This is a genomic window from Thioalkalivibrio sp. ALE14 (assembly GCF_000376845.1).
Lineage (GTDB): Bacteria > Pseudomonadota > Gammaproteobacteria > Ectothiorhodospirales > Ectothiorhodospiraceae > Thioalkalivibrio.
On the sequence record NZ_AQXY01000029.1, the window covers coordinates 49,951 to 74,053 of the forward strand.

Here is a 24,103-nt window from a genome sequence, read left to right on the forward strand (position 1 = left end):
GGGCCGGATGGACATCACCGCCACCGCGCAGCGCTGGAGCCACGGCTATGCGTTCTTCCTGGCGGCGACGGCCTCGGCGGTGGGCCTGGGCAACGTCTGGAAGTTCCCCTACATCCTCGGCCAGAACGGCGGCGGTGCGTTTCTGCTGGTCTATCTCGGCTGCATCATCCTGATCGGTATCCCGATCATGATGGCCGAGGTCATGATCGGGCGCCGCGGCCGCCGTTCCCCTGGCTACGCTGCCCGGGAGGTGGCCCGCGAAAGCGGCGCCCACGACATCTGGCAGCTGGTCGGCTGGCTGGGCCTGTTGGCCGCCTTCATGATCATGAGCTTCTACGTGGTGATCACCGGCTGGGCCTTCTCCTACGTCCACAAAGCGGCCACCGGGGCCTTTGCCGGCGCGGACGGTGGCCAGGTCGCAGGGGTCTTCGCTGCAATGACCGCCTCCCCTGCCGAGATGCTCGCCTGGAGCACCCTCGCGGTCACCCTGGCCTTCGCCATCGTCGCCCTGGGGCTGCGCCAGGGCCTGGAACGCGGCCTGCACGTGCTGATGCCGGTGCTGCTGGGCCTGCTGCTGACTGTCCTGGCGAGCGCCTGGTGGATCGGGGAACCGCGCCAGGCACTGGACTTCCTGCTGCGCCCGGACTTCTCCGCCCTGACCGCGCACGGCATGCTGATCGCGGTCGGGCACGCGTTTTTCACCATGACCCTGGCCGCCGGCGTACTGATGATGTTTGGTGCCTACCTGCCCCGGGAGACCTCCATCGCCCGTACCGCCATCGGGGTGGCGCTGGCGGATACCGCCGTCGCGCTGATTGCAGGGATGGCGATCTTTCCAATTGTGTTCGGCTTCGGGCTGGACCCGGCCGAGGGCCCCGGCCTGATGTTCCAGACCGTGCCGCTGGCGCTGGCCGCGGTGCCGGCAGGGGTCGTGCTGACCACGCTGTTCTTCGCGACCCTGAGCCTGGCCGCATTCAGCACCATGATCACCAACGCCCGCGCCTTCGTGCACCTGTTTCACGAACGCCTGCACGCCTCGCGCATCCGCGCCGCCCTGGCCTGTGGTGGCGCAGTCTGGCTTCTCAGCCTGGCCAGCGTGTTCTCGTTCAGCGGTGCGGCCTGGGCGCGCCTGGACATCACCGTGCTCGGCCGCGATCTACCGACGCTGTACCACGCCATCGAACACATCGCGATCAATCTGCTGTTGCCGGTGGGCGGGCTGCTGATCGCGGTGTTTGCCGGCTGGGTGGTAAAGGATCGCGTGAGTCGCGAGGAGATCGGCCTGCCGCCCGTTGCCTTCGCGATCTGGCGCTTCGTGTTGCGCTATGTCGCGCCGATCGGCCTGGGCCTGCTGCTGCTGAACCTAGCCGGGGTGTTGTAGGCGTTTACAGGGCCGCCCGCAGGCGCTCTACCGCCTCGCACAGCCGGGCCTCGGACTGGGTATAGGCGATGCGCAGGTACTCCCGTCCCCGGCTGGGACTGAAATCAGTACCCGGCGTCAGGGCCACGCCGGCCTGGTCGAGAATCCGTGCGCAAAGCGCCTCGGAATCCGGGCCGTGGGCCGTACAGTCGGCATAGATGTAGAACGCCCCCTCGGGACGCGCCTGGACCTTGAGCCCGAGCCCCGGCAGCGCCTCCAGGAGCACGTCCCGGCGCCGCTGCAGTTCGCGCACCTGCGTCTGCAGCAAGGCCTCGGTCTCGGGTGTGAACGCCTCCAGGGCCGCCGTCTGGGCCATCGTGGCCGGGGCCACGAACAGGTTCTGTGCAAGGCGCCGCACCGGATCCACCCAGGACTCGGGCACGACCATCCAGCCCAGGCGCCAGCCGGTCATCGCGAAGTACTTGGAGAACGAGTTGATGACCACCACATCCGGGAACCCGGCGGCGGCACTGGGCTCGGAGCCGTCAAACACGATCTGGGCGTAGATCTCGTCCATGATGACCAGTCCGCCGCGCTCGCGCACCACCTCGACGATCGCGGCCAGGCGTTCGCGCGACAGGCAGGTACCGGTCGGGTTCGCCGGGGAACCCAGCAGCACCGCGCGGGTGTTGGCACCCCAGACCGCGGCGACGGACTCGGCGGTCGGCTGAAAGCCGTGTTCCGCCTGCACCGGCAGGCCCACCGGGATGGCGCCACGGGCGGCGACGAACTGCCGGTTGCAGGCATAGCCCGGGTCCGGCAGCAGGACCTCCTCGCCCGGGTTCACACCGGCCGCGAGCGCCAGCAGGATCGCGGCCGAGGCGCCGGCAGTAATCACGATGCGCTCCGGATCGATTTCGGCGTCATGACGCCAGCGGTAGTCGGCAGCCAGTGCCTCGCGCAGGGCGCGGGTCCCGTGCGCGGGGGTGTAGCGGGTATCCCCGGCGGCCAGGGCCGCGCGGCCGGCCGCGATCACCGGAGGCGGCGTCGGGAAATCGGGCTCCCCGACCTCGAGGTGGATGATGTCACGGCCGTCGCGCTCCGCCGCCAGGGCTCGCGCCAGGATGTCCATCACACGGAACGGCTCGACCACCTGCGCGAACGCCGACAGGTCCGGGTTGAGAGGATCCCCCGGGGTCATCCGATCAGCGGCGTACGTGCCGCATCAGGCGCTTGCGCTTTTGCTGCTGGCGCGGGGTCAGCTTGTTGCGGCGCCCGGCGAAGGGGTTGCGTCCGGAGCGGAATTCCAGCCGCAACGGCGTGCCGACCAGCTCCAGATGCTTGCGGAAGAAGTTCTCCAGGTAGCGCTTGTAGCTTCCCGGCAGGGAATCGGTCTGGTTGCCGTGGACCACGATGACCGGCGGGTTCTGACCGCCCTGGTGGGCGTAGCGCAGCTTGATGCGGCGGCCGCTGACCATCGGCGGGGCGTGCTCGGCCACCGCGGCCTCCAGCAGTCGGGTGAGCTCCGGCGTGGACACCTTGCGCAAGGCACTCGCGTAGGCCTCGCGCACGTCATCCAGCAGGTGCCCGACGTTGGTGCCGTGCAGCGCCGAGATCAGGCGCATGCGGGCGAAGTCGACAAAGCCCAGGCGCCGGTCCAGTTCGTCGCGGATGCGTTCGCGCGCGTGGTCCTCCATGCCGTCCCACTTGTTCACGGCCAGCACCAGCGCCCGGCCGGCCTCGATCACCATGCCCAGCAGGTGCGAATCCTGATCCGACAGCCCGGACTGGGCATCGACCACCAGGATCACCACGTGGGCGGCCTCGATAGCCTGCAGGGTCTTGATGACACTGAATTTCTCGATGACCTCGTGCACCCGCGCGCGGCGGCGCACACCGGCGGTATCGATCAGGGTGTAGTCCTGACCGTCGCGCTCGAAGGGCACGAAGATGCTGTCGCGGGTGGTGCCGGCGATGTCGGTGGCCACCACGCGCTCGTCGCCCAGGATGCGGTTGACCAGGGTCGACTTGCCCACGTTGGGCCGCCCGACGATGGCCACGCGAATCCCCGGCCAGTCATCCAGGGCGGCCTGTTGCGAGGCCTCGTCGAGGCCGTCGCTGGACGCCTCTTCACCGTGCTCCTCGTCTGCGGCAGCCGTCGCCGCCCGGCGGGCCGCCGCCACGTCCCGGCGTACGCTCTGCATCAGCCCCTGGACGCCGCGGCCGTGGGCAGCCGCGATGGACGTGATCGTCCCGAGGCCCAGGGCGTAGAACTCGGCACTGACGGAGTCGGCATCCAGGCCGTCGGTCTTATTCACCACCACGCGAGCCTTCACGCCGGCCTCGCGCAGCTGATCGGCAATCGCCTGATCCTGCGGCGTCAGGCCGTCCCGGGCATCCACCATGAACAGCACGTGATCGGCCTCGGCCACCGCGCGCCGGGTCTGTTCGGCCATCGCGCGATCCATCTCCGCGCCCTCGCCGGAGAGCCCGCCGGTGTCCACCACCAGGTAGGGAAAGTCGCCGACCTTGCCGATCCCGTACTGGCGATCACGCGTCAGCCCGGCGACGTCGGCCACCAGGGCATCGCGCGAGCGCGTGAGCTGATTGAACAGGGTGGACTTGCCGACGTTCGGCCGCCCGACCAGGGCGATAACCGGGATCATCGGTGGCCCAGCCCTTTGCCTTGCGCCCGGCGGACCGGCATCACGTGGTTCACTCGTCGCCCCGGATCGAGGGGTTAACCGCGCTCAGCTGGCCGTTGTCGGTCACGACATAGAGCGTCCCGTTGACCAGGGTCGGACGTGTCACCACGGATCCGGAGCTGGCGCGCAGGCGCGCCACGATGCGTCCGTCCTCGAGGTCGATCCAGTGGAGGTAGCCCTCGTAGTCGCCGACGATCGCGTGCGGCCCGACCACCACTGGCGCGGTCACGCCACGCAGGCGCAGGCCGTCCATCTGCCACAGGTCGCCGCCGCTGCGCGGCTGCAGGCCCCAGACGTGACTCTCGGCATCGGTGACGACCAGCACGTCGGAATCGGTATCCACGTCCGCGCCCTGGTAGGACGAGAAATCGCGCGCCCAGAAGATCTCCCCGGAATTCAGGTCGAGTGCGGCCAGACGCCCCTGATAGGTCGCGGCGATCGCCGCCCCGCGATACAGCGGGATGTGGCCGTCCACATCCACCATGCGCTCGACCTCGGTACGGCCACTGGGCACCCCAAGGGTGGTCTCCCACAGCACGTTCCCGCGGTTGAGCCCCAGCATGAGCAGGCGACCGTTGTCGAACCCGGCGAGCACCCGCCCGGCAGTGATCTGCGGGCGCTGGGCGCCGCGCAGACTCAGCGAGGGGGTCGTACGCAGCGCGGTCCACTGGGTCGCGCCGGAGGCGGCGTCCAGCGCGTGGATGCGCCCGTCGTTGGTCCGCACGACCACCAGTCCGCCGGCAACATCCGAGACCGCCAGCACCTCGCTGGAGAGCGCGGCGCGCCAGCGTTCGCCGCCCCCTTCCAGATCCACGCCGATGGCATAGCCATCCAGCGTACCGACCACCGCGAGGTCTTCGCCGACACCGACGCCCGCGGAGACACGGGCATCATCGAGACGCACCTGCCAGCGCTGGCTGCCGCCGTCGGGGCTGAGCCCGGAGACACGGCCCGAGGCGTCGGTCATCACCACCAGGTCGTCGGTGATCCCGGGATAGACCTGCCACAGGAAACGCTCGCCGCCGCTGCCCACGGAGCGCGACCACAGGCGCTCGGGCTGACCCTCCGCCTCGAAGTCCGGAAGCTCAGCGGGGGGCTCGGTGGTATCGCGCTGCCACAGACCGCAGGCGCTCAGGGACAGGATGAGCGCGCTGGCGATCAGCAGGCGCACGGCCGGACTCGCAAGGGAAGGCACAGACATCGGGCGACGCATCCTCTAGACGGAAAGTTCTTCGTATTTCAGGCGCAGGTATTCGGGGCTGTGCCCGGCATCCAGTGCGGCCTCGTAGTGTTCGAGCGCCCCCTCGCGATCGCCCCGGGCACGAGCCAGATCCCCCTCCAGCTCGCGCTTCAGGCCGGTAAAGGCGTCACTGCGGATATCCGCGAGCGTCACCTCGGCATCGTCGAACCGCTCGGCCAGGATCATCTGGCGCGCGAGACGCAGGGTCACGACCTCGCGGTAACCACGATCGGGGGCGGCATCGCGCGCCGCCTCCAGGGCACTGATTGCCGACTCGGCGTCACCCTGGGAAATGGCCACGTCCGCGCGATAGACCCAGGCGAGGGCGCGATACGGTGTGCCCCGGCCCTGTTCGATCACCGCATCAGCCAGTTCCAGCGCCCGCTCGGTCTGGCCGGTCTGGCCCGCCACCTGCAGGGCCTGGTACATCTCGGAGGCCGCCTGGGCGCGGGTTTCCTCCCGATCGCTCCACCAGTTCCAGCCGAACAGGCCGGCGACCCCGAGGACCAGGCCCGCCACGATCGCCATGCCGTTGTCCGCCCACCACTGTTTGATGCGTTCGGCTTTTTCTTCGTCGGTGAGATCACTCATGCTGTTCCTTGTCCTTGCTTGATCCGCGCCGGCGCGGTTACGAACGCTGCGCCAGCGCTGTACGGAGATGATCGGCCAGGGAGCCACGCGCCACAGCCACCTGTTCGCCGCCCTGCGATCTTAACGGCTTCACCGTCACCGTGCCCGCGGCATGTTCGTCGCTTCCGAGGACCAGGGCGTAGTGGGCCCCGAGCCGATCGGCGCGCTTCATCTGCGACTTGAAGCTGCCCCCGCCACAGTGCTGAACCAGGCGCAGCCCGGGCAGCGCGCCGCGCAGTTCTTCGGCCAGCTGGAGTGCCGGCCCCACCAGCTCGTCGCCGCCGATGATCAGGTAGGCGTCGGGCCCCGGGGCCGCCGGGGCCTCCTCGCGCGCCTCCAGCAATGCCACCAGGCGCTCCAGCCCCATGGCCATGCCGATCGCCGGGGTCCCGCGGCCACCGAGCTGTTCCACCAGGCCGTCGTAACGGCCGCCGGCACAGACCGTGCCCTGGGCACCCAGGTCGTCGGTGATCCACTCGAACACGGTATGCGTATAGTAATCGAGCCCGCGCACCAGTCGCGGGTTGTGCTCGTAGGGGATGCCCAGCGCGTCGAGATGCGCGCACAGGCCATCGAAGTGGGCGCGCGAGGCGTCGTCCAGGTCATCCATCAGGCTGGGCGCGTTCGCAACGACCTCTCGGGTCTCCGGATGCTTGCTGTCGAGGATGCGCATCGGGTTGTCGTACAGTCGGCGCTGCGCCTCCTCGTCCAGGGCGTCGCGGTGCTGCTCGAAATAGGCAATCAGGTGGTCGCGATAGCGCTGACGGCTTTCGGGGGTGCCCAGCGTATTCAGTTCCAGGCGCACGTTCGCAAGCCCTAGCATGCGCCACAGGCGGGCCGTCATCGCGAGCATCTCGGCATCCACGTCCGGGCCCGGAAGCCCGAACACTTCCACTCCGACCTGATGAAACTGCCGGTAGCGACCCTTCTGCGGGCGCTCATGGCGGAACATCGGCCCCAGGTACCACAGACGCTGCACCTGGTTGTGCAGGAGCCCGTGCTGGATCCCGGCGCGCACGCAGCTGGCGGTGCCCTCCGGGCGCAGGCTCAGGCTGTCGCCATTGCGGTCGTCAAAGGTGTACATCTCCTTCTCGACGATGTCGGTGACATCCCCGATCGAGCGCTTGAACAGCTCGGTCGCCTCCACAATCGGCATGCGGATCTCGTGGTAGCCGTAGCCCTCCACGACTTCGCGCAACGTCGCTTCCAGGTGCTGCCAGACGTGAACGGACTCGGGCAGGATGTCGTGCATCCCGCGGATCGACTTGATCGCTTTCATGGTGTCTTTTCTTGTACGTGATGACCGAGCGGGGCGATCCCGCGTCAGCCTTCCAGGTCGAAGCGCGCGGTGCGGTCGCTCCGGATATGCGGCTCGATGTCCACCGGCTCGCCATCCAGCATCAGCGAGACACCGGGGGCGTTGCCGAGGATCACCCGGCCCGGCAGTTCCAGGCGGAGCGTCTCGCGGTCGCCCGAGCTGAGCACGCCGGTCAGAACTACCTCGTCGGCGGCGTCGCGGATTTCCACCCAGGACGTCTCGCCAAACTCCAGTACCAGCTCGGCGCCCGCACCCGCCGCGGCCGGGTCTGCCTCGGAGGTTTCCGCGGCTGGCGCGGCGTCGGACGCGGCAACATCGACCGCCGGCGCGGGAGCCTCGACTTCGGCCGTGGCCGGTTCCTCCGGCAGGGCCAGCGGCTCGGTGAGGGATTCGGGCGTCACGCGGGGCGCCTCCGTCGTCGCCGGGGTCGAATCATCGGCCTCCCGAGCGGCCACCGCGTCCCCCGCCGGATCCGCCTCTTCCGGGCGTGCTTCCGGCGCCAGTGGCTCCGGTTCGGTACCCGTGGTATCCGTCGCCCCGGAAGGCGCGGCCGATTCGGTTTCCGGCGGTTGGGCGCTGGTCAGTGCAGGAACGACATCGCGGGCATCACCCAGGTTAAGCGAGGGCAGTACGGGGGTACCCGTGCGCTCGCTCCACGCGTACACACCCAGCCCCAGCAGGACCACGACCAGCAACAGGGCCACCCAATAGACCCCGCGCCCCCGGCGCCGCTGACGCGCCCGTGCGGAGGGGGTCGCGACGGCCCGCAACTCGGGGTCCACAAGGCCGTGGCGCTCGAATGCCTCGATCCAGGGGGTAACATCCACCCCGAGCTCGCGGGCACAGGAGCGCAGGTAACCCCGCACGTAGGCCGGCGGCATGTGGTGAAAGCGATTGGCTTCAAGATCCTCCAGCGTACCCCGCCCGAGGTGGATCCGGCTGGCCAGCGTCGCCGTATCGACCCCCGCGGCCTCGCGGGCACGGCGCAGACTGGCACCGGGCTCGTGATCGCCTTCGGGGGCTTCCGGCCCGGATGTGGCCGGCTGGTCGCGCGTGGTCAGGCCGTGTGCAGCGGAGAACGATGGCTCGGGATCGGGATCGCTGCCCTCACTGCGCAGGGGGGCCACGTTGCTGGTCGAATCATCGACGTCCTCGACCCGGCCCAGGTCCGGTTCCTTGTCGTGCGGATTATTCACCCTTCACGCTCCAGACGGCGCATTTCGGTCATCTCGTCGCTGTCGGGGTGCTGACGACTCAGGCGCTCGGCACAGGCATTGGCCGCGCGGCTGTTCCCCAGCGCGGTCTCGGCCCGATAGCACAACAGCAGGGTCTCGGCATTCTCGACCCCCTGGCTGTCCAGGCGCTGCAGAAAGGCGCGGGTCTGCATCGGACGGCCGTCGTGATAGGTCAGCCGGGCCATCTCCAGCAGGGCCCGCGGATACTGCGGATTCAGCTCGAGGGCCCGACGCAACTGACGTTCGGCCTGTTCGATATCGCCCGCATCCGCATGGCAGACGCCCGAATTCATGTAGGCAATGTCACGCCGGTCGTAATCCGGGTTGTTGATCGCCTGGGCGAACAGCGCCTGGGCCTCGTCGAAGTCCTCGCGGCTGCACAGCAGCGCACCGAGGTTGGTCTGTGCGAAGGGATTCCCCTCGTCCCGGCGCAGGGCCCGGCGGTAGTGTTCCTCGGCGCGGTCCAGCTGACCCTTGCGCTCGTACACCGCCGCCATGCCGATATTGGCCAGGGCATCACCGGGATCGTAGTCCAGCGCGCGGCGCAGGTTGCGCTCGGCCTGCTCGAACTCGCCCTCGCGCAGATAGCCGATACCCAGTTCCGCATGCACCTCGGCGGCATTCTCGCGGTCGCCGGACACCGGTCGATCGGCCGTGGCGGCACAGCCACCCAGCAGCAGCGCCAGGCACAGCACCGCGGCCAGGCGCAAACCCGTGCGTCCCGTCATGAAGCCCTCCGGTCCGTCTGGGGCAATTCGGCATGCAGACGGAACATGCGCATCCCGCGATTGGTGCGGTCCTCGACCTGCCCCACCAGCTGGCCGCAGGCCGCATCGATGTCGTCGCCGCGCGTCCGCCGCACGGTGGTGACATAACCGGCCTTTTGCAGACGCCGCTCGAAGGCCAGCACATCGGCCTCGCGCGGGCGGTCGAACGGCGCACCCGGGAACGGATTGAAGGGGATCAGGTTGATCTTGCCGGGGATGCCGCGCAACAGCCCGGCGAGCTCGTTGGCATGTTCGGGCTGGTCGTTCACCCCGGCCAGCAGGACGTATTCGAAGGTCACACCGCTGTGGGCGTCCGTCGCCTCCACATAGCGGCGGCAACTGTCCAGCAACTGGGCAATCGGGTACTTGCGGTTGATCGGCACCAGACGGTCGCGCAGCGCATCGTTCGGCGCGTGCAGGCTGACGGCCAGCGCGACGTCGGTATGCTCGCTCAGGCGATCCAGGGCCGGCACCAGTCCGGAAGTCGACAGGGTCACGCGCCGGCGGCTGAGGCCGTAGGCATTGTCGTCGGTCATCAGCTGACACGCCGGGACGACCGCATCGAAGTTGGCCAGCGGCTCGCCCATGCCCATCAGGACCACGTTACTCACTGCCCGCTTGCGACCCTCGGGCGCCGGCAGGCGCTGCATCGCCATCCATACCTGGCCGATGATCTCGGCACTGGTCAGATTGCGGTTGAAACCCTGCTGGGCGGTGGAGCAGAAGGTGCAGTCGAGCGCACAGCCGACCTGGGAGGAGATGCACAGCGTGCCGCGGCCGCCCTCGGGGATGAAGACGGTCTCGATGGCATTGCCGTCGGGGAGACGCAGCACCCACTTTACGGTGCCGTCGGAGGAGGCCTTTTCCAGCCCGATTTCGGGCACGCGGATCTCGGTCTCGCGCGCCAGGCGCTCGCGCAGCTTGCGCGAGACGTCGGTCATCTGCTCGAAGTCGGTGACCCCGCGTTGATGGATCCACTTGACGAGCTGGGTGGCGCGAAAACGCGGTTCACCCCACTGCGCCAGCAGCTCGACGAGCTGTTGGTGGCTGTAACCCAGCAGATTCAGGGGGGTGGAGGATGCGCTTGCCATATCAGGGACCGGTTGGCTCAAGTCCCCTAGTGTACTGTGCCAAAGGGACGCCTGCCTACGGGGCCCGGTGCGCGGTGCAACCGGGCTCCTTAGGTGTGGAGTCTCACAAGGTTGTCCTCAGGTAGACCGAGGATGCTGATGGGTGGCTGTTTGCTCAGGCTACCGTGTGGACGGTGCCAGTTGTAGTCGTGGATCCATCGGGGCAGATGGCGTTTGCGTTCCTCCGACGTAGCATACGTGAAGGCATAGGCCCACTCGCGCAGGGCGGTCTGGATGAAGCGCTCGGCCTTGCCGTTGGTTCTCGGCGTATAGGGCCGGGTCCGACGATGGCGGATGCCCAGCCGTCGGCAGGCTTGGCTGAACGCCCGGGCGTGGTAGCAGGGCCCGTTATCGGTGAGAACGCGCCGGATGGTGATGCCGAGGGTCGCGTAGTAGCGCACGGCCGCCTCCAGATGCGCGATCGCATCCTGGACTCGCTCGGCGGGATGGATCTCGCTGTAGGCGATGCGCGAGCGGTCATCGATCGCCACATGCACGTACTCGTAGCCGGCCCCGATGGAGTCCTTGGCGCGAACCCCGGTCACGCGGTGCCCCGGGTGACGGAAGCGCGCCAGCTTCTTGATATCAAGGTGGAGCAGATCGCCGGGGTGTTCGTGCTCGTAGCGCCGGGGGGGCTCGACGGGCTCCAGCGCACTCAGGCGGTTCAGTCCCTCACGCCGCAGGATGCGGCTGACGCTGGCCCTCGAGATCCCCGTGAAGGCGGCGATCCGATCCATGGTCCAGCGCTGGCGCCGCAAGGCGACGACCTGCCGCTGGATCCGTCGAGGGGCTCGGCGGGTCTGCTTCCGGGGCCGGGACGAACGATCCAGCAGGCCGGCACGTCCCGCCTCCTGGAACCGCTGGACCCAGCGGCGGACGGTCTTTGGATCTACGCCACAGACCCGCGCTGTGGCCCGAAGACTCTGGCCATGGTCGACTACCAGGCGGACCATCCGCTCTCGACCACGGGGTCCCATTAAGGCATTTTGATGAAGGTTCACGGGGCGTCCTCCTTGGAATGGCTAAGTCGGCAAACTCAGCATCCTTCGGAGTCGTCCCGTGGACAACCTATTGAGAGATCACACTTAGGGAAACACTGATCAATGTGCACACTCGCGTTGGCACCCCAGGTTGTCCGAGACAAGGCGCGTCGTGCGGCGGGTAGTGGTTCTACCCGCCCGTTTTTGATGGATTCTGGGCGCAACGCAGGATCGGGGAACCTGGGGCGCCAACCCCGAAGGGGCTCGGCCGCCCGTTGTTGATCAAAAACGGGCGTGGGAACTGCGTTGCGGCTCCCTTGTGCAGAATGACTGCACGGCAGTCACCGCGCCTTGTTCGCACGCAAAGGCGACTCGAGCGCGAGCGTGTACATTGATCAGTGTTTCCCTTGGCGCATGCGGACCGTCTCAGCGGGTACGCGGGCAGACGCCGTCGTCACCGAAGAAGAACGCAATCTCGCGCTCGGCGGTTTCCGGAGCATCGGAGCCGTGCACGGCGTTCTCGTCGATGGAGACGGCGAAGTCGGCGCGGATGGTGCCCGGGGCCGCTTCCTTCGGGTTGGTCGCACCCATGATGTCGCGGTTCTTGGCGATGGCGTCCTCGCCTTCCAGGACCTGCACCAGCACCGGGCCGGAGATCATGAATTCGACCAGGTCATTGAAGAACGGACGTTCCTTGTGCACGTCGTAGAAGCCTTCGGCCTGCTCGCGGCTCAGGTGCATCATGCGCGCGCCGACGACCTTCAGGCCCGCCTTTTCGAAGCGGCCGATGATGTCGCCGATCGCGTTCTTGGCAACGGCGTCGGGCTTGATGATGGAAAGGGTGCGTTCAACGGCCATGGGACGGCTCTCCTGCTACTTGGATGGATGTCATTCGCCGGGCCCGTCTGCAAACGCGAGAACCCGCCGAACGGCGGGTTCCCAACGCAAAACGACGCGGACACAACGTGCGGCGCGTAGTCTAGCGACCTGACGCCCTAGCAGCAACGTCCCCGGGTTTTCACCGCGACGCCCACGAGAGGCCTAGCAAGTCAAAAGCAATTCACAGGAAGGTTAGAAGATTGGAAGAATTCAAGGACAGGTTGGCCCCATCGGGATCCCACCAGGTCACGGCAATAATAGATTCCTTCCCATCTTCCCATCTTCCTGTGAATCGCATTTGACCTTCGTCAGGTCGTCGTGCGCGAAGAACGCATCAGTCGTCGACGTCGGCCTCGTCCATCCAGGCCAGCTGGATCGCCTCGAGGATGCGCTCGCCCGAGCGGTCCGGGTCGTCATCGAAGTCCGGCAGGCCCATTACCCACTGGCGCAGGTCCATGAAGTTGATGTTGCGCGGGTCGACGTCCGGGTGTTCGTCGGCCAGCTGCATCGCGATTTCCTGGGTATCGGTCCACTTCATCGCCTATCCCTCGCTCAGTGGTTTTCGGAGACCTGGTTGATGGTGTACTTCGGCAGCTCCACCACGAGGTCCGTGTCCGCGACGATCGCCTGACACGACAGGCGCGAGTCCGGCTCCAGACCCCAGGCCTTGTCCAGCATGTCTTCCTCGTCCTCGGTCGGCTCCTCGAGGCTGTCGAACCCCTCGCGCACGTAGACGTGACAGGTGGTGCACGCGCAGGACTTCTCGCAGGCGTGCTCGATCTCGATGCCGTTTTGCAGTGCGAGATCACAGATGCTGACGCCCGACTGGGCCTCGAGGGAGGCACCTTCGGGGCAGATTTCCTCGTGGGGCAGAAAGATTACCTGGGGCATGTTCTCAGTTCCCTGCGTCGTATTCGCTAACGTTGTGCCCGGCGAGCGCGCGCCGGATGCTGTCATTCATGCGCCGCGCGACAAAGGCCTCCGAGGCCTGTTCGACGCGCTTGCGGGCGGTCTCGATGGCGTCGGGGTCGGCGCCCTTCTCGCGTTCGGCGCGCAGGGCCTCGCGCGCCTGCTCGATCGTCTGGCGCTCCTCCGGCTCCAGATAGCGATCGCCATCCGTCTCCAGCGCCGCGTCCAGGGCCTCGAGGACGCGGTCGGCCTCCACCTGCTCCTCACGCAGGCGGCGGGCCTCCATGTCCTCGCGGGCCGAGGATGCCGAGTCGCGCAGCATCTGTTCGATCTCGGTATCCGTCAGGCCATAACTCGGCTTGACCTCGATATGCGCCTCGACCCCCTGGGTCTGCTCGCGCGCGGTCACGTTCAGCAGGCCGTCGGCGTCCACCTGGAAGGTCACCCGGATGCGCGCGGCCCCGGCGACCATCGGCGGGATACCGGACAGCGTGAACTGCGCCAGCGAGCGGTTGGCATCCACCACGTCACGCTCCCCCTGCACCACGTGCAGCGACATCGCGGTCTGGCCGTCCTTGAAAGTGGTGAATTCCTGCGCCCGCGTCACCGGGATGGTGGTGTTACGCGGCACGATGAACTCGACCAGCCCGCCCATCGTCTCCAGGCCCAGCGAAAGCGGGATCACGTCCAGCAGCACCAGTTCGGTATCCGGCTTGTTTCCGGCCAGGATATCCGCCTGCTGCGCGGCCCCGATCGCGACTACGCGATCCGGGTCGATCCCGGCGTGTGGCGTGCGGCCGAAGTAGCCCTCCACGGCCTCGCGCACCGCCGGCATGCGGGTGGAACCGCCCACCAGCACCACCTCGTCGATGGCACCGGGCTCCAGACCGGCATCCGCGAGGACCTGGCGGCAGGCCGTCATGGTGCGCTCCAGCAGCGGCCGGGCCAGTTCCACGAGGGTGTCGCGGCCCATTTCGCCGGACCAGGTCGAGCCGTCGGCGCGCACGACCTCGACCGGAGTGCTCGCGGCGTCGGTCAGGGCCTCCTTGGCCTTGCGGGCCGCCAGGAGCACGCGACGCAGGCGCTGCGGATCGGTCTCGCCCGCCATGCCGGCCTGATTCAGCAGCCAGTCGGCAATAGCGCGGTCGATGTCGTCGCCGCCCAGGGCCGAGTCACCGCCAGTCGCCAGGACTTCGAACACGCCCCGGCGAAGCTGCAGGATGGAGATATCGAAGGTCCCGCCGCCCAGGTCGTAGACGGCGATGATGCTTTCCTCGCCCTGATCCAGTCCGTAGGCGACCGCAGCCGCGGTCGGTTCGCTGATCAGGCGAAAGACGTTCAGCCCGGCCAGTTGCGCGGCGTCGCGCGTGGCCTGGCGCTGGGCGTCATCGAAGTACGCGGGCACGGTAATCACCACACCCTCGAGCTCGTCGCCCAGGGTCGCCTCGGCGCGCGCGCGCAGCGTCTGCAGGATCTCCGCGGACACCTCCACGGCCGTCTTGTCGCCCGCCGCGGTCTCGATGCGCGGCACGCTGGACTCGCCGGTCTTCAGCCGGAACGGCAGCTCGCCGGACAGCGTCGCGACATCCGCCGCGCCGCGCCCGATGAGACGCTTCACCGAGGCGATGGTGTTGTGCGGGTCGTCCGCGGCGTGCTCGGCCGCGGCATGGCCCACGCTCACACCATCTGCCGCATAGTGCACCACCGACGGCAGGATATGCCGGCCCTGTTCGTCAGGCAGCGTATCCGCCTCGCCGCTGCGCACGGTCGCAACCAGCGAATGGGTGGTGCCAAGATCAATCCCGGCCGCCAGGTGCCGCTGGTGCGGCGCGGAGTCGGCTCCGGGTTCAGTGATCTGCAGTAAGGCCATCGAAAATCGGCTCCTTCACTCGGCCGCAGCCAGGTTACGTCGGGTTCGTTTCATTTCGTCCAGCAGGCGATCAAAGAAGCGCAGCTCCAGCACCCGGTCCTTGGCATCCGCCGCCGGTGCCTCCGGGTCTTTCAGGGCATCCGCGACCTTCGCGCGCGCCTCGGCCCGGGCCTGTTCCAGTTCCTCGCCCGCCACTTCCAGCGCAGCGCTGTCCCGGGCCGCCTCGGCCTCTTCCAGGCGTTCACGCCATTCGATCTGCGCCTCGATGAACTCGATGTCCTGACTGGTATCGCGCTCGGGATCGAAATCCACCCCGGTGCGTTCCAGCAGGTGGACCGCGCGACGGTAGTCGTCGCCGAGGATCGCGTAGGCCTCGTTCACGTCGGCCGCCACCGCCGCCGCCATGCGCCGGGCCTGGTCGCCCTGGCGCACAAAGCGGTCCGGGTGCAACTCGGCCTGCAGGCGGCGAAAGCGCTCGTCCAGCTGGTGCCGGTCCACCTCGAAGGCAACCGGCAGGTCAAACTGCTCGAATGGGTCGTTCATCGGGTCTCGGCCTTGCGACAGCGCAACAAAAGAAAAGGGGTGGGACGACAGTCGCCGGGAACGGATCCCCGGCCGACCGCCATGCACCACCCCGAGTGCGAGGCTCAGTCAGATGCTGAAGCTTTCACCGCAGCCGCACCGGGCCTTCTCGTTCGGGTTATTGAACTTGAACCCCTCGTTCAGGCCTTCCTTGCCGAAGTCCAGCTCGGTGCCGTCCAGATACACGAGAGACTTCGGGTTCACGACCATCTTTACGCCACGATCCTCGAAGACCGTGTCGGTCTCCTCGATATCGTCGGCGAACTCGACCACGTAGGCCATGCCCGAGCAGCCGGTCGTCCTGACGCCCAGCCGGACGCCCACACCCTTGCCCCGCTTCTCGAGGAAGTTGTGGATGCGTTCGGCCGCGGGTTCGGTCACTGTAATCGCCATAGGGCCCTCAGGCAGATTGCTTCTCGGCTTCCGCGGCCTCGCCGTGGCGCTCCTGGTAGTTCGAGACGGCTGCCTTGATGGCGTCTTCCGCCAGCACCGAGCAGTGGATCTTCACCGGCGGCAGCGCCAGTTCCTCGGCGATCTGGGTGTTCTTGATCTGGCTCGCCTCTTCCAGAGTCTTGCCACGCACCCATTCGGTCAGCAGCGAGCTGGAGGCGATCGCGGAACCGCAGCCGTAGGTCTTGAACTTGGCATCCTCGATGATGCCCTCGTCGTTGACCTTGATCTGCAGCTTCATCACGTCACCACAGGCCGGGGCACCGACCATGCCGGTACCGACCGTGTCGTCGTTCTTGTCGAAGCTGCCGACGTTGCGCGGATTTTCGTAGTGGTCCAGAACCTTGTCACTGTAAGCCATGACCGTTCTCCTGTTGCGTGTGTACGCGTTGCGTTAGTGGTGTCGAGCGGGCCCCTAGTGGGCCGCCCACTCGACGGTGCTCAGATCGATGCCGTCCTGATACATCTCCCACAGCGGGGAGAGCTCGCGCAGCTTGGCCACCGCGGCGCGCACGATCTCGACCGTGTGATCGACCTCTTCCACGGTCGTGTAGCGACCGATGGAGAAGCGGATCGAGCTGTGCGCCAGCTCGTCGTCGCGGCCCAGGGCGCGCAGCACGTAGGACGGTTCCAGGCTGGCCGAGGTGCAGGCCGAGCCGGAGGACACGGCGATGTCACGCAGCGCCATGATCAGGCTCTCGCCCTCGACGAAGTTGAACGAGACGTTCAGGTTGTGCGCGACGCGCTGTTCCTGGTCGCCATTCAGGTAGACCTCTTCCATGCCATCCAGACCCGCCCAGAGGCGGTCGCGCAGCATGCGCACGCGCTCCAGCTCGGGACCCATCTCGGCGCCCGCGAGTCGGAAGGCCTCGCCCATGCCGACGATCTGGTGGGTCGCCAGGGTGCCGGAGCGCATGCCGCGCTCGTGACCGCCGCCGTGCATCTGCGCCTCGATGCGAACGCGCGGCTTGCGCCGCACGAACAGGGCGCCGATGCCCTTCGGGCCATAGGTCTTGTGCGCGGAGAAGCTCATCAGGTCCACCGGCAGCTTCGACAGGTCAACCGCGACCTTGCCGGTCGACTGCGCAGCGTCCACGTGGAACACGATGCCGCGCTCGCGGCACAGGTTGCCGATGGCCTCGATGTCCTGGATCACGCCGATCTCGTTGTTCACGTGCATCACCGACACCACGATGGTGTCGTCACGCATGGCGTCTTCCAGTTCCTGCATGTCGATCAGGCCGTTTTCCTTCACGCCCAGGTAGGTCACCTCGAAGCCCTCGCGCTCGAGCTGGCGCGTGGTATCGAGCACGGCCTTGTGCTCGGTCTTCACCGTGATGATGTGCTTGCCCTTGCGCTGGTAGAAGTGCGCCGCACCCTTGATCGCCAGGTTGTCGGCTTCGGTCGCGCCGGAGGTCCAGATGATCTCCTTGGGATCGGCGCCCACCAGCTGGGCGACCTCGCCGCGGGCGTTCTCCACCGCCTTTTCCGCGCCCCAGCCAAAGCTGTGGCTGCGCGAGGCGGGGTTCCCGAACAGGCCGTCCTTGGTCAGGCAGCCCGCCATCTTTTCCGCCACGCGCTCGTCAACCGGCGTGGTGGAGGAATAGTCGAGATAGATCGGCAGTTTCAGGTCACTCATGGGGCGTTAGCTCCTCTCCGCGGCTGCGTCGGCGGCCGCATGGCTTTTTTCGGTGGACGTCTGCAGGGAGGCACCGTGCATTACGACCTCCTGCACACCGTCCTTCTCGATTTGTTCGCGATGACGCTGCAGCACGTCCGCCAGCGAGCGGGTACTGAGGAAGTCGTACACCTGCTGGCTCAGATCGGTCCAGAGGTCGTGCGTCAGGCAGCGCGAGTCCGAATTGCAGTTGGCCTTGCCACCGCAGCGGGTCACGTCGACCGGCTCGTCCACCGCCACGACAATGTCGGCGACACTGATGCCCTCCGGATCGCGGCTGAGGGCGTAGCCCCCGCCCGGTCCGCGGCTGCTGTTCACCAGGCCCTTGCGGCGCAGCCTGGAAAAGAGCTGCTCCAGATAGGACAATGAAAGCTTCTGCCGGCGCGCCACTTCGGCCAGGGATACCGGTCCGTTGCGGGTATGCATCGCCACATCCAGCATGGCGGTCACGGCGTAGCGGCCTTTGGTCGTCAGTTTCATGGTTGAGTGCACTTGTCGGTCATTTGCCGGCAAGCTTAGCAATACCTGACCAAAACGATCAAGTATTCCCTTGCTGTTTACGTTCTTGTTCGCCTGCGGCGGACCCCGGAACCTCGCATTCATCCGGCTCCAGACCCTCCAGATCGCAGGCCTCCAGCGGGCCGGAGTCGTCGTCGCCCAGGGCCTCGCCCGGGTCGATGCCGGCGCGCTTGAGCGCCTGACAGGCCCGTTCCATGCGCTCGTCCAGGTCGTGCACGCGCTGGACGATACGGTGGATGGCATTGGCCACCGGGTCGGGCATGTCCCGTGACAGACCGTAGGCATCGAAGCCCATGCGGTCCGCCATCTGCTGGAAGCGTGGATCCGGCTCGGGCCGCGGGCCGATTACCCGTGCCGGGATCCCCACAGCGGTCGCATCCGCGGGCACGTCCTTCAGGACCACCGCGTTGGAACCGATGCGCGCATGGTCTCCGATGTGGATCGGACCCAGTAGCTTGGCCCCCGCCCCGATGACCACCTCGTTGCCCAGCGTCGGATGGCGCTTGCCACCCTCCCAGGTCGTCCCGCCCAGGGTCACCTGATGGTAGATCGTGCAGTCGTCGCCAACCTCGGCGGTCTCGCCAATCACGACGCCCATGCCGTGGTCGATGAAGAAGCGCCGCCCGATGGTCGCGCCGGGATGGATCTCGATCCCGGTGACCCAGCGGCTGAAGTTGCCGATCACCCGCGCCAGCCAGCGCAAGCGGCGCGCCCAGAACCAGTGCGCAACGCGGTGGTACCACAACGCATGCAGGCCGGGGTACGCGGTCAGCACCTCAAAGGCGTTGCGTGCCGCCGGGTCGCGGTCAAACACGCAGCGAATGTCCTCGCGCATCCTGTCAAACATCGGCCGGCCTCAAATCCTGAGTCATAAGCTAGGTTATCACGCGGACGGGCGGCGCCCTCAGCGGCCCCTTTCCGTGTGCGTCAATATACCGCGCAGCATGCGCACCTCGCTGGCGCTCAGCCCGGCGCGCAGATACAGGTGGCGCAGGCGCCGCATCAGGTGTCGCGGATTCTCCGGATCCAGCACATCGATGGTCGTCAGGGCCTGTTCGAAGTGCCGGAACAGCCCCTCCATCTCCGCCTGGGTCGCGGGCGGATCGCGCTCGACCCCGGTCGCGTCGGCACCGGGCGGCACAGGTGAAACGCCGCCCAGCGCCGCCATGCGCAGCGCATAGGTCATCACCTGCACGCTGCCGGCCAGGTTCAGGGAGCTGAAATCCGGGGTGGTCGGAATCTGCACGAAGGCATTGCAGTGATCGAGCTCGGCGTTGGTGAGACCGCTGTGCTCGCGGCCGAAGACCAGGGCCACCGGCCCTTCGGCAGCGTTCGCCAGCGCCTGCCCGGCCGCGACATCGGGGCCCAGGACCGGCACCGAGTGGGTGCGCAGACGGGCGCTGGTCCCGACCACCCAGACGCAGTCACTGATCGCGGCGGCGAGATCCTCCACCACCCGCGCCCGGGCCAGCAGGTCATCGGCCCCCGAGGCCAGCGCGGTCGCGTCGGCATGCGGGAATTTCTCCGGTGCCACCAGCACCAGGTCGGTGACCCCCATGGCCTTCATCGCACGCGCCGCGGAACCGATATTGCCCGGGTGCGTCGTGCCCACCAGCACGACCCGGACCCGGTCCAGGCGTTCTTCCATTCGTGGAACCCCCTCGTCAAAGGCCGGGATTGTACACAGGGGACCCTGCGACTTCCCAAAAAAGAGCCGCTTGTGTATTGTTCGCGGCCTTCCCGCGGCTTGCCAGAGAGGCCCGCCGGACACCCCGCAGAACACCAGGAGACCCCCATGCACCCCATGCTGAACACGGCGGTATCGGCGGCCCGCGAGGCCGGACGCATCACCACCCGCGCCTGGGGCCGGCCGGATCGCATGAACACCCGCGAGAAGGCCCGCAACGACTGGGTGTCGGACGTCGATCTCTCGGCTGAACAGGCGATCGTGCAGACCCTGCGCCGCGCCTACCCCGATCACAGCATCATGGCCGAGGAAGGCGGCGAGCAAAGCGGCAGCGATGCCGACTTCGTGTGGATCATCGACCCGCTGGACGGCACCACCAACTACCTGCGCGAGATCCCGCAGTACGGCATCTCCATCGCCCTGAAACACAAGGGCCGGCTGGAGCAGGCGGTGGTCTATGACCCGCTGAAGGAAGAGCTGTTCACCGCCACGCGCGGCGCCGGCGCCTTTCTCAACAGCCGCCGCATCCGCGTCTCCGAGCGCAAGGACCTGAACGGCGCCCTGCTGGGTACCGGCATCCCGTTCCGCGAGGGCCAGGACCTGGAGCGCTATCTGAGCAGCCTGCGCTACCTGATCCCGGGCACCGCCGGCGTACGCCGCCCGGGCTCGGCCGCACTGGACCTGGCCTGGGTCGCCTGCGGGCGCTTCGACGGCTTCTGGGAGATGGGCCTGCAGCCCTGGGACATGGCCGCGGGCCTGCTGCTGGTCCAGGAAGCCGGCGGGGTGGTGAGCGACTGGCAGGGCAACCCGGACGTGATGCGCCGCGGCGACGTGGTCGCCGGCAACCCGAAGGTCCTCAAGGCCATGCTCCAGCGCCTGCACAAGGCCGAAAAGGAAGCCTCCGCCCGCTCCGACGCCTGAACGTCGCTCCCTACCACTACACGCACGGAGAAGGTCAAAAGCGACTAAGCAGGAAGGCTAGAAGATCGGAAGGAATTTAGTTTGGATGAATGGCTCCGGAAACGGGCAAATCGCCACCAGAAATCGTTCCTTCCAGCCTTCCCTTCTTCCTGTTAACCGCCCTTGACCTTCTCCGTGTCCCCTGTGCGCTCTGTGGTAATACAGCCCTTCAGCGATTGCGTTCCTGCAGCCAGAGGATCAGGCGGGCGTGGTGTTCCGGGTCGGATTCGATGGCGCGCCCCGGGCGCAGATCGTATTCCGCGAACGCCGCATCCACCATCTCGCTGGCCCCACGCCACTCCTCGCTGAGCCGGAAAAGCAGGGTCGTCGGGGACGGCCGGTGCACCGCGGGGTGGAAGCGCTGCGAGATCATCCCCGGCAGCGGCGGCTCCGGCTCCGAGCGGAAGCCGTCGTCATCGCGGAAGCGTTCCCAGGCCGCCTCCAGCAGTGCCAGTGCCGGCGCCTGCTCGCCCTCGCCCGTGGCGGCCTTCCAGTCGCGCAGGCCGCGCGCAACAAAGGCGTAATCGTTCAGCGTGGCCGTCCCGGCCTGATCCGAGGGCAGGCCCATCAGCGCGGGCAGTTCCTCGGGATCGGCGGCGACTTCCAATAGCCAGGCCTGCACCGCCGCACCCGCCTCGCGGAAACGCTCGTCATGCTGCGCCCCCTCCGCAAGGGCGGAGAGCAGCAGACCGTGTGCCCCGGTCAGGACCTTTTCGTCCCGCGGCAGGCCGCGCGCCTCGCGCGCCCGGATCAGCGCCTCGCGCCCGGCGGCCACCTGTTCGCGCACGGTAGCCTCGTCCAGGTCAAAGCGTTCGGCCAGGGCCTCGACCCCCGCGCCACGCCGGGGCAGGTATCCGAGGTCGAACACGGAGCTGCCTTCCATGCCGAACCGCGCGCGCACCAGCTCCGGGTGCTCATGGTCCGCCAGCGCGGAAGCGATATCCGCCTCGGGCCACAGGTAGGCGCCCCCCTCACGACCCTCCGCGTCGACCGCCGACAGGCTGGAGGCGAACCCGCGAAAGCCATCCTCGGCGGTATCCGCCTGGTCGCCGGACTCGTCCTCGCGCAGGGCCATGTCGCGCTTGACGAAGTCGAGATTCTCCAGTCCCAGCTCGATCCAGTCCTGGCGGCCGAAATGGTCACCGGCGCGCAGATACACCAGTGCGAGCTGGGCCTGATCCTCCAGCATCACCTCGAAGTGCGGCTCGTTCCAGTCCGGCGACTCGGAATAACGGAAGAACCCACCGCCCAGCACATCGCGCAGGCCGGAATGCGCCATCTCGTCGAGCGTGATTTCCAGGAATTCGCCGACCCAGCCGGGCGCGGTGCCGGCCTTCTCGGCCTCCAGCATCGCGCGCAGGTACGGCGAATGCGGGAATTTGGTGGAGCTGCCAAAGCCGCCCTGAAGATCGTCGGACTCGCGCTCCAGGTGATTCCACAGCACCTGCGGCAGGCGGCCCGCGCGGCTGTCCGACAGCGGTTCCTCGCCCGCACGCAATCGCTGGGTGAGTTCGTCGCTGCCGCGCCGCGCTAGATCGACCAGCCGGTCGTAGTCGGCCTCCAGCCGCTCGGTGATGCCGTCCAGGAACTCGGCGAACTGATCGCGCGGCGCGTACACCACACCGGTCAGCGCGTGTCCATTAGGCGTGACCACGATGTTGAGCGGCCAGCCCGCGCTCCCGGCGGTCGCACGCTGGAACTCCAGCAGGTAACTGTCCAGCGCACCGTTGACTTCGCGATCGACCTTCACCGGGATGAAATTCTCGTTCAGCCGCTCGGCGATGCCGTCATCCTTGAAGCTCTTCTCCTGCATCACGTGACAGTAGTAGCAGGAGTAGTAGCCACTGGAGATCAGCAGAGGGCGCTGTTCCTCCTTCGCCTTTTCGAGCAGGGCCGGATCCCAGGCACGCCACTGAACCGGATCGTCCACATGCAGGCGCAGATAGGGCGAAATACTGTCCGCCATCTCGGGATTGGCCTGGGCCGGAACCGGCGCGGCCAGCGCTAGCAGAAGCAGCGATGCGAACGTAACGTTCCAGCGATTCCCCGGTGTTGCAAACATGCCAGTCTCCAGCAGCATCTGAAAAAGGTTGCTACCCTTTTGGGACGCGCAGACAGGGAAGGTTCATTCCAGCCCCCTGAGCCACGCGGATCGCAGTCCCGAACTCCGCCCTTGTACATGCGCTGTATAAATGTCGTACAATTAATCCATGGCGAGCGCGACGCACATCGAACTTCAAGACGAAGAAGGCCTGTACCCGATCCGGCACGTTTGCGCGGAGACGGGCATTAACGACGTGACGTTGCGTGCTTGGGAGCGTCGTTACGGGTTGATCCGTCCGATGCGCACACCCAAGGGCCACCGGCTCTACAGCCCGGGCGACATCGCACGGATCAAGCGGATCATGGAGCTGCTGGAGCAGGGGATCCCCGTCTCCCAGGTTCACCGCGTCCTCAACGACGAGCCATCGTCCGGCACGACAGACGCCGAGTCGACCGAGTCCGGCGCGACCGCGTCGGATGATGCCCCCGAGCGGCGCCGGGACAGCCCCGGCCCGGGGATCGCCCCCCACACCATGGATCCGCTCGCCGAGACCCTCTACGAGTCGGTCGCGAATCTCGACGTCGGCGAACTGGATCGCACCTACGCCCGCCTGGTCATGCGCCACGGCTGGGATGGCGTCCACGAAAGCGCCTTCCTCGACGTCTACCGCCGCCTGCGCGAGGAATCCCGGCACAATGCTGAGGGCGAAGTCCGTCTGGCCATCTTTGCCGCCTGGGCCACCGCGGCCTTCGCCGACCAGTTGCGCTCGGCCACCCGCGCCTGTGACGACCCTCCCTACCCCTGCCTGGTGCTGGGCGGTGGTCACCAGCAGGTCGGCGGCATGCTGCTGCAGCTCGCCTGTGCCCGCCGTGGTCTGAAGACCCTGCCGCTGTTCGACGCCACCAGTCCCGAAGGACTGGACACCCTGATGCGCCGCCTGAAGGCACCGGCGCTGATCATCCACGGCTCCTCGCAGCTGATGCGCAGCCCCGAACTGCCGCGGGTCGAGGCCATCCTCAAACAAGCCGGCCCGCCCTGTTACCTCGCCGGCTCGGCCGCCCTGGAACTGTCCCAGAAGGAACACCGCCGCGAGATCGAAGTCCTGCCCGGCCCCCCGCTGGAGGCCGCCGCGCGGCTCTCGCGGCACCTGCCCCAGTAAC

24 protein-coding genes are annotated in these 24,103 nt (G+C 67.5%); 3 read left to right on the forward strand and 21 right to left on the reverse strand.

Features of this window, described 5'->3' with window-relative positions:
- Window positions 1-7: 7 nt before the first annotated feature.
- A complete protein-coding gene (locus tag F572_RS0109680) occupies window positions 8-1,381 on the forward strand; it encodes a sodium-dependent transporter (RefSeq protein WP_017942425.1) in 1,374 nt (457 codons plus the stop codon).
- A 4-nt stretch (window positions 1,382-1,385) separates the two neighbouring features.
- Here F572_RS0109680 and F572_RS0109685 read toward each other — a convergent pair whose 3' ends face one another.
- The 20 genes from F572_RS0109685 to F572_RS0109780 form a co-directional block, all read right to left on the reverse strand.
- Window positions 1,386-2,561, reverse strand: a complete 1,176-nt coding sequence (locus tag F572_RS0109685; protein WP_017942424.1) for an aminotransferase class I/II-fold pyridoxal phosphate-dependent enzyme — start codon at window positions 2,559-2,561, stop codon at window positions 1,386-1,388.
- A 4-nt stretch (window positions 2,562-2,565) separates the two neighbouring features.
- A complete protein-coding gene (gene der, locus F572_RS0109690) occupies window positions 2,566-4,026 on the reverse strand; it encodes a ribosome biogenesis GTPase Der (protein WP_017942423.1) in 1,461 nt (486 codons plus the stop codon).
- Window positions 4,027-4,075: 49 nt separating this feature from the next.
- Window positions 4,076-5,236 (reverse strand): outer membrane protein assembly factor BamB, encoded by a 1,161-nt coding sequence (gene bamB, locus F572_RS0109695; protein ID WP_017942422.1) that lies wholly within the window; start codon window positions 5,234-5,236, stop codon window positions 4,076-4,078.
- 45 nt (window positions 5,237-5,281) lie between these two features.
- Window positions 5,282-5,896 (reverse strand): tetratricopeptide repeat protein, encoded by a 615-nt coding sequence (locus tag F572_RS0109700; protein WP_017942421.1) that lies wholly within the window; start codon window positions 5,894-5,896, stop codon window positions 5,282-5,284.
- A 37-nt stretch (window positions 5,897-5,933) separates the two neighbouring features.
- Window positions 5,934-7,214, reverse strand: a complete 1,281-nt coding sequence (gene hisS, locus F572_RS0109705) for a histidine--tRNA ligase (RefSeq protein WP_017942420.1) — start codon at window positions 7,212-7,214, stop codon at window positions 5,934-5,936.
- Between the two features lie 44 nt (window positions 7,215-7,258).
- Complete coding sequence (locus F572_RS0109710) at window positions 7,259-8,449, reverse strand: helix-turn-helix domain-containing protein (RefSeq protein WP_017942419.1); 1,191 nt, start codon at window positions 8,447-8,449, stop codon at window positions 7,259-7,261.
- The gene (gene pilW / locus F572_RS0109715) at window positions 8,446-9,216 is read right to left on the reverse strand and encodes a type IV pilus biogenesis/stability protein PilW (protein WP_017942418.1); all 771 of its coding nucleotides are present in this window, start codon (window positions 9,214-9,216) and stop codon (window positions 8,446-8,448) included. The genes F572_RS0109710 and pilW overlap by 4 nt, the downstream gene beginning before the upstream one ends.
- Window positions 9,213-10,346, reverse strand: coding sequence for a bifunctional tRNA (adenosine(37)-C2)-methyltransferase TrmG/ribosomal RNA large subunit methyltransferase RlmN (locus tag F572_RS0109720; RefSeq protein WP_017942417.1), 1,134 nt, complete (start codon window positions 10,344-10,346; stop codon window positions 9,213-9,215). Before F572_RS0109720 ends, pilW begins: the two co-directional genes overlap by 4 nt.
- An 89-nt stretch (window positions 10,347-10,435) precedes the next feature.
- Window positions 10,436-11,386, reverse strand: a complete 951-nt coding sequence (locus tag F572_RS14805; protein ID WP_081602040.1) for an IS481 family transposase — start codon at window positions 11,384-11,386, stop codon at window positions 10,436-10,438.
- A 405-nt stretch (window positions 11,387-11,791) separates the two neighbouring features.
- Window positions 11,792-12,223 carry a nucleoside-diphosphate kinase gene (gene ndk / locus F572_RS0109730; RefSeq protein WP_017942415.1) on the reverse strand — a complete coding sequence of 144 codons (432 nt, stop codon included), beginning with the start codon at window positions 12,221-12,223 and terminating at the stop codon, window positions 11,792-11,794.
- Between the two features lie 355 nt (window positions 12,224-12,578).
- Window positions 12,579-12,782, reverse strand: coding sequence for a Fe-S cluster assembly protein IscX (gene iscX / locus F572_RS0109735; protein ID WP_017942414.1), 204 nt, complete (start codon window positions 12,780-12,782; stop codon window positions 12,579-12,581).
- A 14-nt stretch (window positions 12,783-12,796) separates the two neighbouring features.
- Window positions 12,797-13,135 carry an ISC system 2Fe-2S type ferredoxin gene (gene fdx / locus F572_RS0109740; protein WP_017942413.1) on the reverse strand — a complete coding sequence of 113 codons (339 nt, stop codon included), beginning with the start codon at window positions 13,133-13,135 and terminating at the stop codon, window positions 12,797-12,799.
- 4 nt (window positions 13,136-13,139) lie between these two features.
- Entirely contained in the window at window positions 13,140-15,023 is a 1,884-nt protein-coding gene (hscA, locus tag F572_RS0109745; protein ID WP_017942412.1) for a Fe-S protein assembly chaperone HscA, read from the reverse strand.
- Window positions 15,024-15,038: 15 nt separating this feature from the next.
- Window positions 15,039-15,566 (reverse strand): Fe-S protein assembly co-chaperone HscB, encoded by a 528-nt coding sequence (hscB, locus tag F572_RS0109750; protein WP_017942411.1) that lies wholly within the window; start codon window positions 15,564-15,566, stop codon window positions 15,039-15,041.
- A 108-nt stretch (window positions 15,567-15,674) separates the two neighbouring features.
- Window positions 15,675-15,998, reverse strand: coding sequence for an iron-sulfur cluster assembly protein IscA (iscA, locus tag F572_RS0109755; protein ID WP_017942410.1), 324 nt, complete (start codon window positions 15,996-15,998; stop codon window positions 15,675-15,677).
- 7 nt (window positions 15,999-16,005) lie between these two features.
- Window positions 16,006-16,416: a Fe-S cluster assembly scaffold IscU gene (gene iscU / locus F572_RS0109760; protein WP_017942409.1), complete on the reverse strand. Its 411-nt coding sequence runs from the start codon at window positions 16,414-16,416 to the stop codon at window positions 16,006-16,008.
- Between the two features lie 54 nt (window positions 16,417-16,470).
- On the reverse strand, window positions 16,471-17,694 hold the full coding sequence (locus tag F572_RS0109765) for an IscS subfamily cysteine desulfurase (protein WP_017942408.1): 1,224 nt from the start codon (window positions 17,692-17,694) through the stop codon (window positions 16,471-16,473).
- 6 nt (window positions 17,695-17,700) lie between these two features.
- Window positions 17,701-18,213, reverse strand: coding sequence for an Rrf2 family transcriptional regulator (locus F572_RS0109770; RefSeq protein ID WP_017942407.1), 513 nt, complete (start codon window positions 18,211-18,213; stop codon window positions 17,701-17,703).
- Between the two features lie 58 nt (window positions 18,214-18,271).
- Window positions 18,272-19,099 carry a serine O-acetyltransferase gene (gene cysE / locus F572_RS0109775; protein WP_196794010.1) on the reverse strand — a complete coding sequence of 276 codons (828 nt, stop codon included), beginning with the start codon at window positions 19,097-19,099 and terminating at the stop codon, window positions 18,272-18,274.
- Window positions 19,100-19,156: 57 nt separating this feature from the next.
- Window positions 19,157-19,900, reverse strand: coding sequence for an RNA methyltransferase (locus F572_RS0109780; protein ID WP_017942405.1), 744 nt, complete (start codon window positions 19,898-19,900; stop codon window positions 19,157-19,159).
- A gap of 147 nt (window positions 19,901-20,047) precedes the next feature.
- On the opposite strand from F572_RS0109780, the gene F572_RS0109785 reads away from it, so the two are divergent.
- Window positions 20,048-20,860, forward strand: coding sequence for an inositol monophosphatase family protein (locus F572_RS0109785; protein ID WP_017942404.1), 813 nt, complete (start codon window positions 20,048-20,050; stop codon window positions 20,858-20,860).
- 208 nt (window positions 20,861-21,068) lie between these two features.
- On the opposite strand, the gene F572_RS0109790 is transcribed toward F572_RS0109785, so the two are convergent.
- Window positions 21,069-22,961, reverse strand: a complete 1,893-nt coding sequence (locus F572_RS0109790) for a thioredoxin domain-containing protein (protein WP_018158451.1) — start codon at window positions 22,959-22,961, stop codon at window positions 21,069-21,071.
- Window positions 22,962-23,109: 148 nt separating this feature from the next.
- Here F572_RS0109790 and F572_RS0109795 point away from each other — a divergent pair, with 148 nt between their 5' ends.
- Window positions 23,110-24,102 (forward strand): MerR family transcriptional regulator, encoded by a 993-nt coding sequence (locus F572_RS0109795; protein WP_026143081.1) that lies wholly within the window; start codon window positions 23,110-23,112, stop codon window positions 24,100-24,102.
- Window position 24,103 lies beyond the last annotated feature (1 nt).

Excerpts from the sequence above, each read along its gene's own strand:
- F572_RS0109680 (WP_017942425.1), top strand. The coding sequence starts at position 8 with ATGGACATCACCGCCACCGCGCAGCGCTGGAGCCACGGCTATGCGTTC.
- F572_RS0109685 (WP_017942424.1), bottom strand. The coding sequence starts at position 2,561 with ATGACCCCGGGGGATCCTCTCAACCCGGACCTGTCGGCGTTCGCGCAG.
- der (WP_017942423.1), bottom strand. The coding sequence starts at position 4,026 with ATGATCCCGGTTATCGCCCTGGTCGGGCGGCCGAACGTCGGCAAGTCC.
- F572_RS0109700 (WP_017942421.1), bottom strand. The coding sequence starts at position 5,896 with ATGAGTGATCTCACCGACGAAGAAAAAGCCGAACGCATCAAACAGTGG.
- hisS (WP_017942420.1), bottom strand. The coding sequence starts at position 7,214 with ATGAAAGCGATCAAGTCGATCCGCGGGATGCACGACATCCTGCCCGAG.
- pilW (WP_017942418.1), bottom strand. The coding sequence starts at position 9,216 with ATGACGGGACGCACGGGTTTGCGCCTGGCCGCGGTGCTGTGCCTGGCG.
- F572_RS0109720 (WP_017942417.1), bottom strand. The coding sequence starts at position 10,346 with ATGGCAAGCGCATCCTCCACCCCCCTGAATCTGCTGGGTTACAGCCAC.
- ndk (WP_017942415.1), bottom strand. The coding sequence starts at position 12,223 with ATGGCCGTTGAACGCACCCTTTCCATCATCAAGCCCGACGCCGTTGCC.
- iscX (WP_017942414.1), bottom strand. The coding sequence starts at position 12,782 with ATGAAGTGGACCGATACCCAGGAAATCGCGATGCAGCTGGCCGACGAA.
- fdx (WP_017942413.1), bottom strand. The coding sequence starts at position 13,135 with ATGCCCCAGGTAATCTTTCTGCCCCACGAGGAAATCTGCCCCGAAGGT.
- hscA (WP_017942412.1), bottom strand. The coding sequence starts at position 15,023 with ATGGCCTTACTGCAGATCACTGAACCCGGAGCCGACTCCGCGCCGCAC.
- hscB (WP_017942411.1), bottom strand. The coding sequence starts at position 15,566 with ATGAACGACCCATTCGAGCAGTTTGACCTGCCGGTTGCCTTCGAGGTG.
- iscA (WP_017942410.1), bottom strand. The coding sequence starts at position 15,998 with ATGGCGATTACAGTGACCGAACCCGCGGCCGAACGCATCCACAACTTC.
- iscU (WP_017942409.1), bottom strand. The coding sequence starts at position 16,416 with ATGGCTTACAGTGACAAGGTTCTGGACCACTACGAAAATCCGCGCAAC.
- F572_RS0109765 (WP_017942408.1), bottom strand. The coding sequence starts at position 17,694 with ATGAGTGACCTGAAACTGCCGATCTATCTCGACTATTCCTCCACCACG.
- F572_RS0109770 (WP_017942407.1), bottom strand. The coding sequence starts at position 18,213 with ATGAAACTGACGACCAAAGGCCGCTACGCCGTGACCGCCATGCTGGAT.
- cysE (WP_196794010.1), bottom strand. The coding sequence starts at position 19,099 with ATGTTTGACAGGATGCGCGAGGACATTCGCTGCGTGTTTGACCGCGAC.
- F572_RS0109780 (WP_017942405.1), bottom strand. The coding sequence starts at position 19,900 with ATGGAAGAACGCCTGGACCGGGTCCGGGTCGTGCTGGTGGGCACGACG.
- F572_RS0109785 (WP_017942404.1), top strand. The coding sequence starts at position 20,048 with ATGCACCCCATGCTGAACACGGCGGTATCGGCGGCCCGCGAGGCCGGA.
- F572_RS0109790 (WP_018158451.1), bottom strand. The coding sequence starts at position 22,961 with ATGTTTGCAACACCGGGGAATCGCTGGAACGTTACGTTCGCATCGCTG.
- F572_RS0109795 (WP_026143081.1), top strand. The coding sequence starts at position 23,110 with ATGGCGAGCGCGACGCACATCGAACTTCAAGACGAAGAAGGCCTGTAC.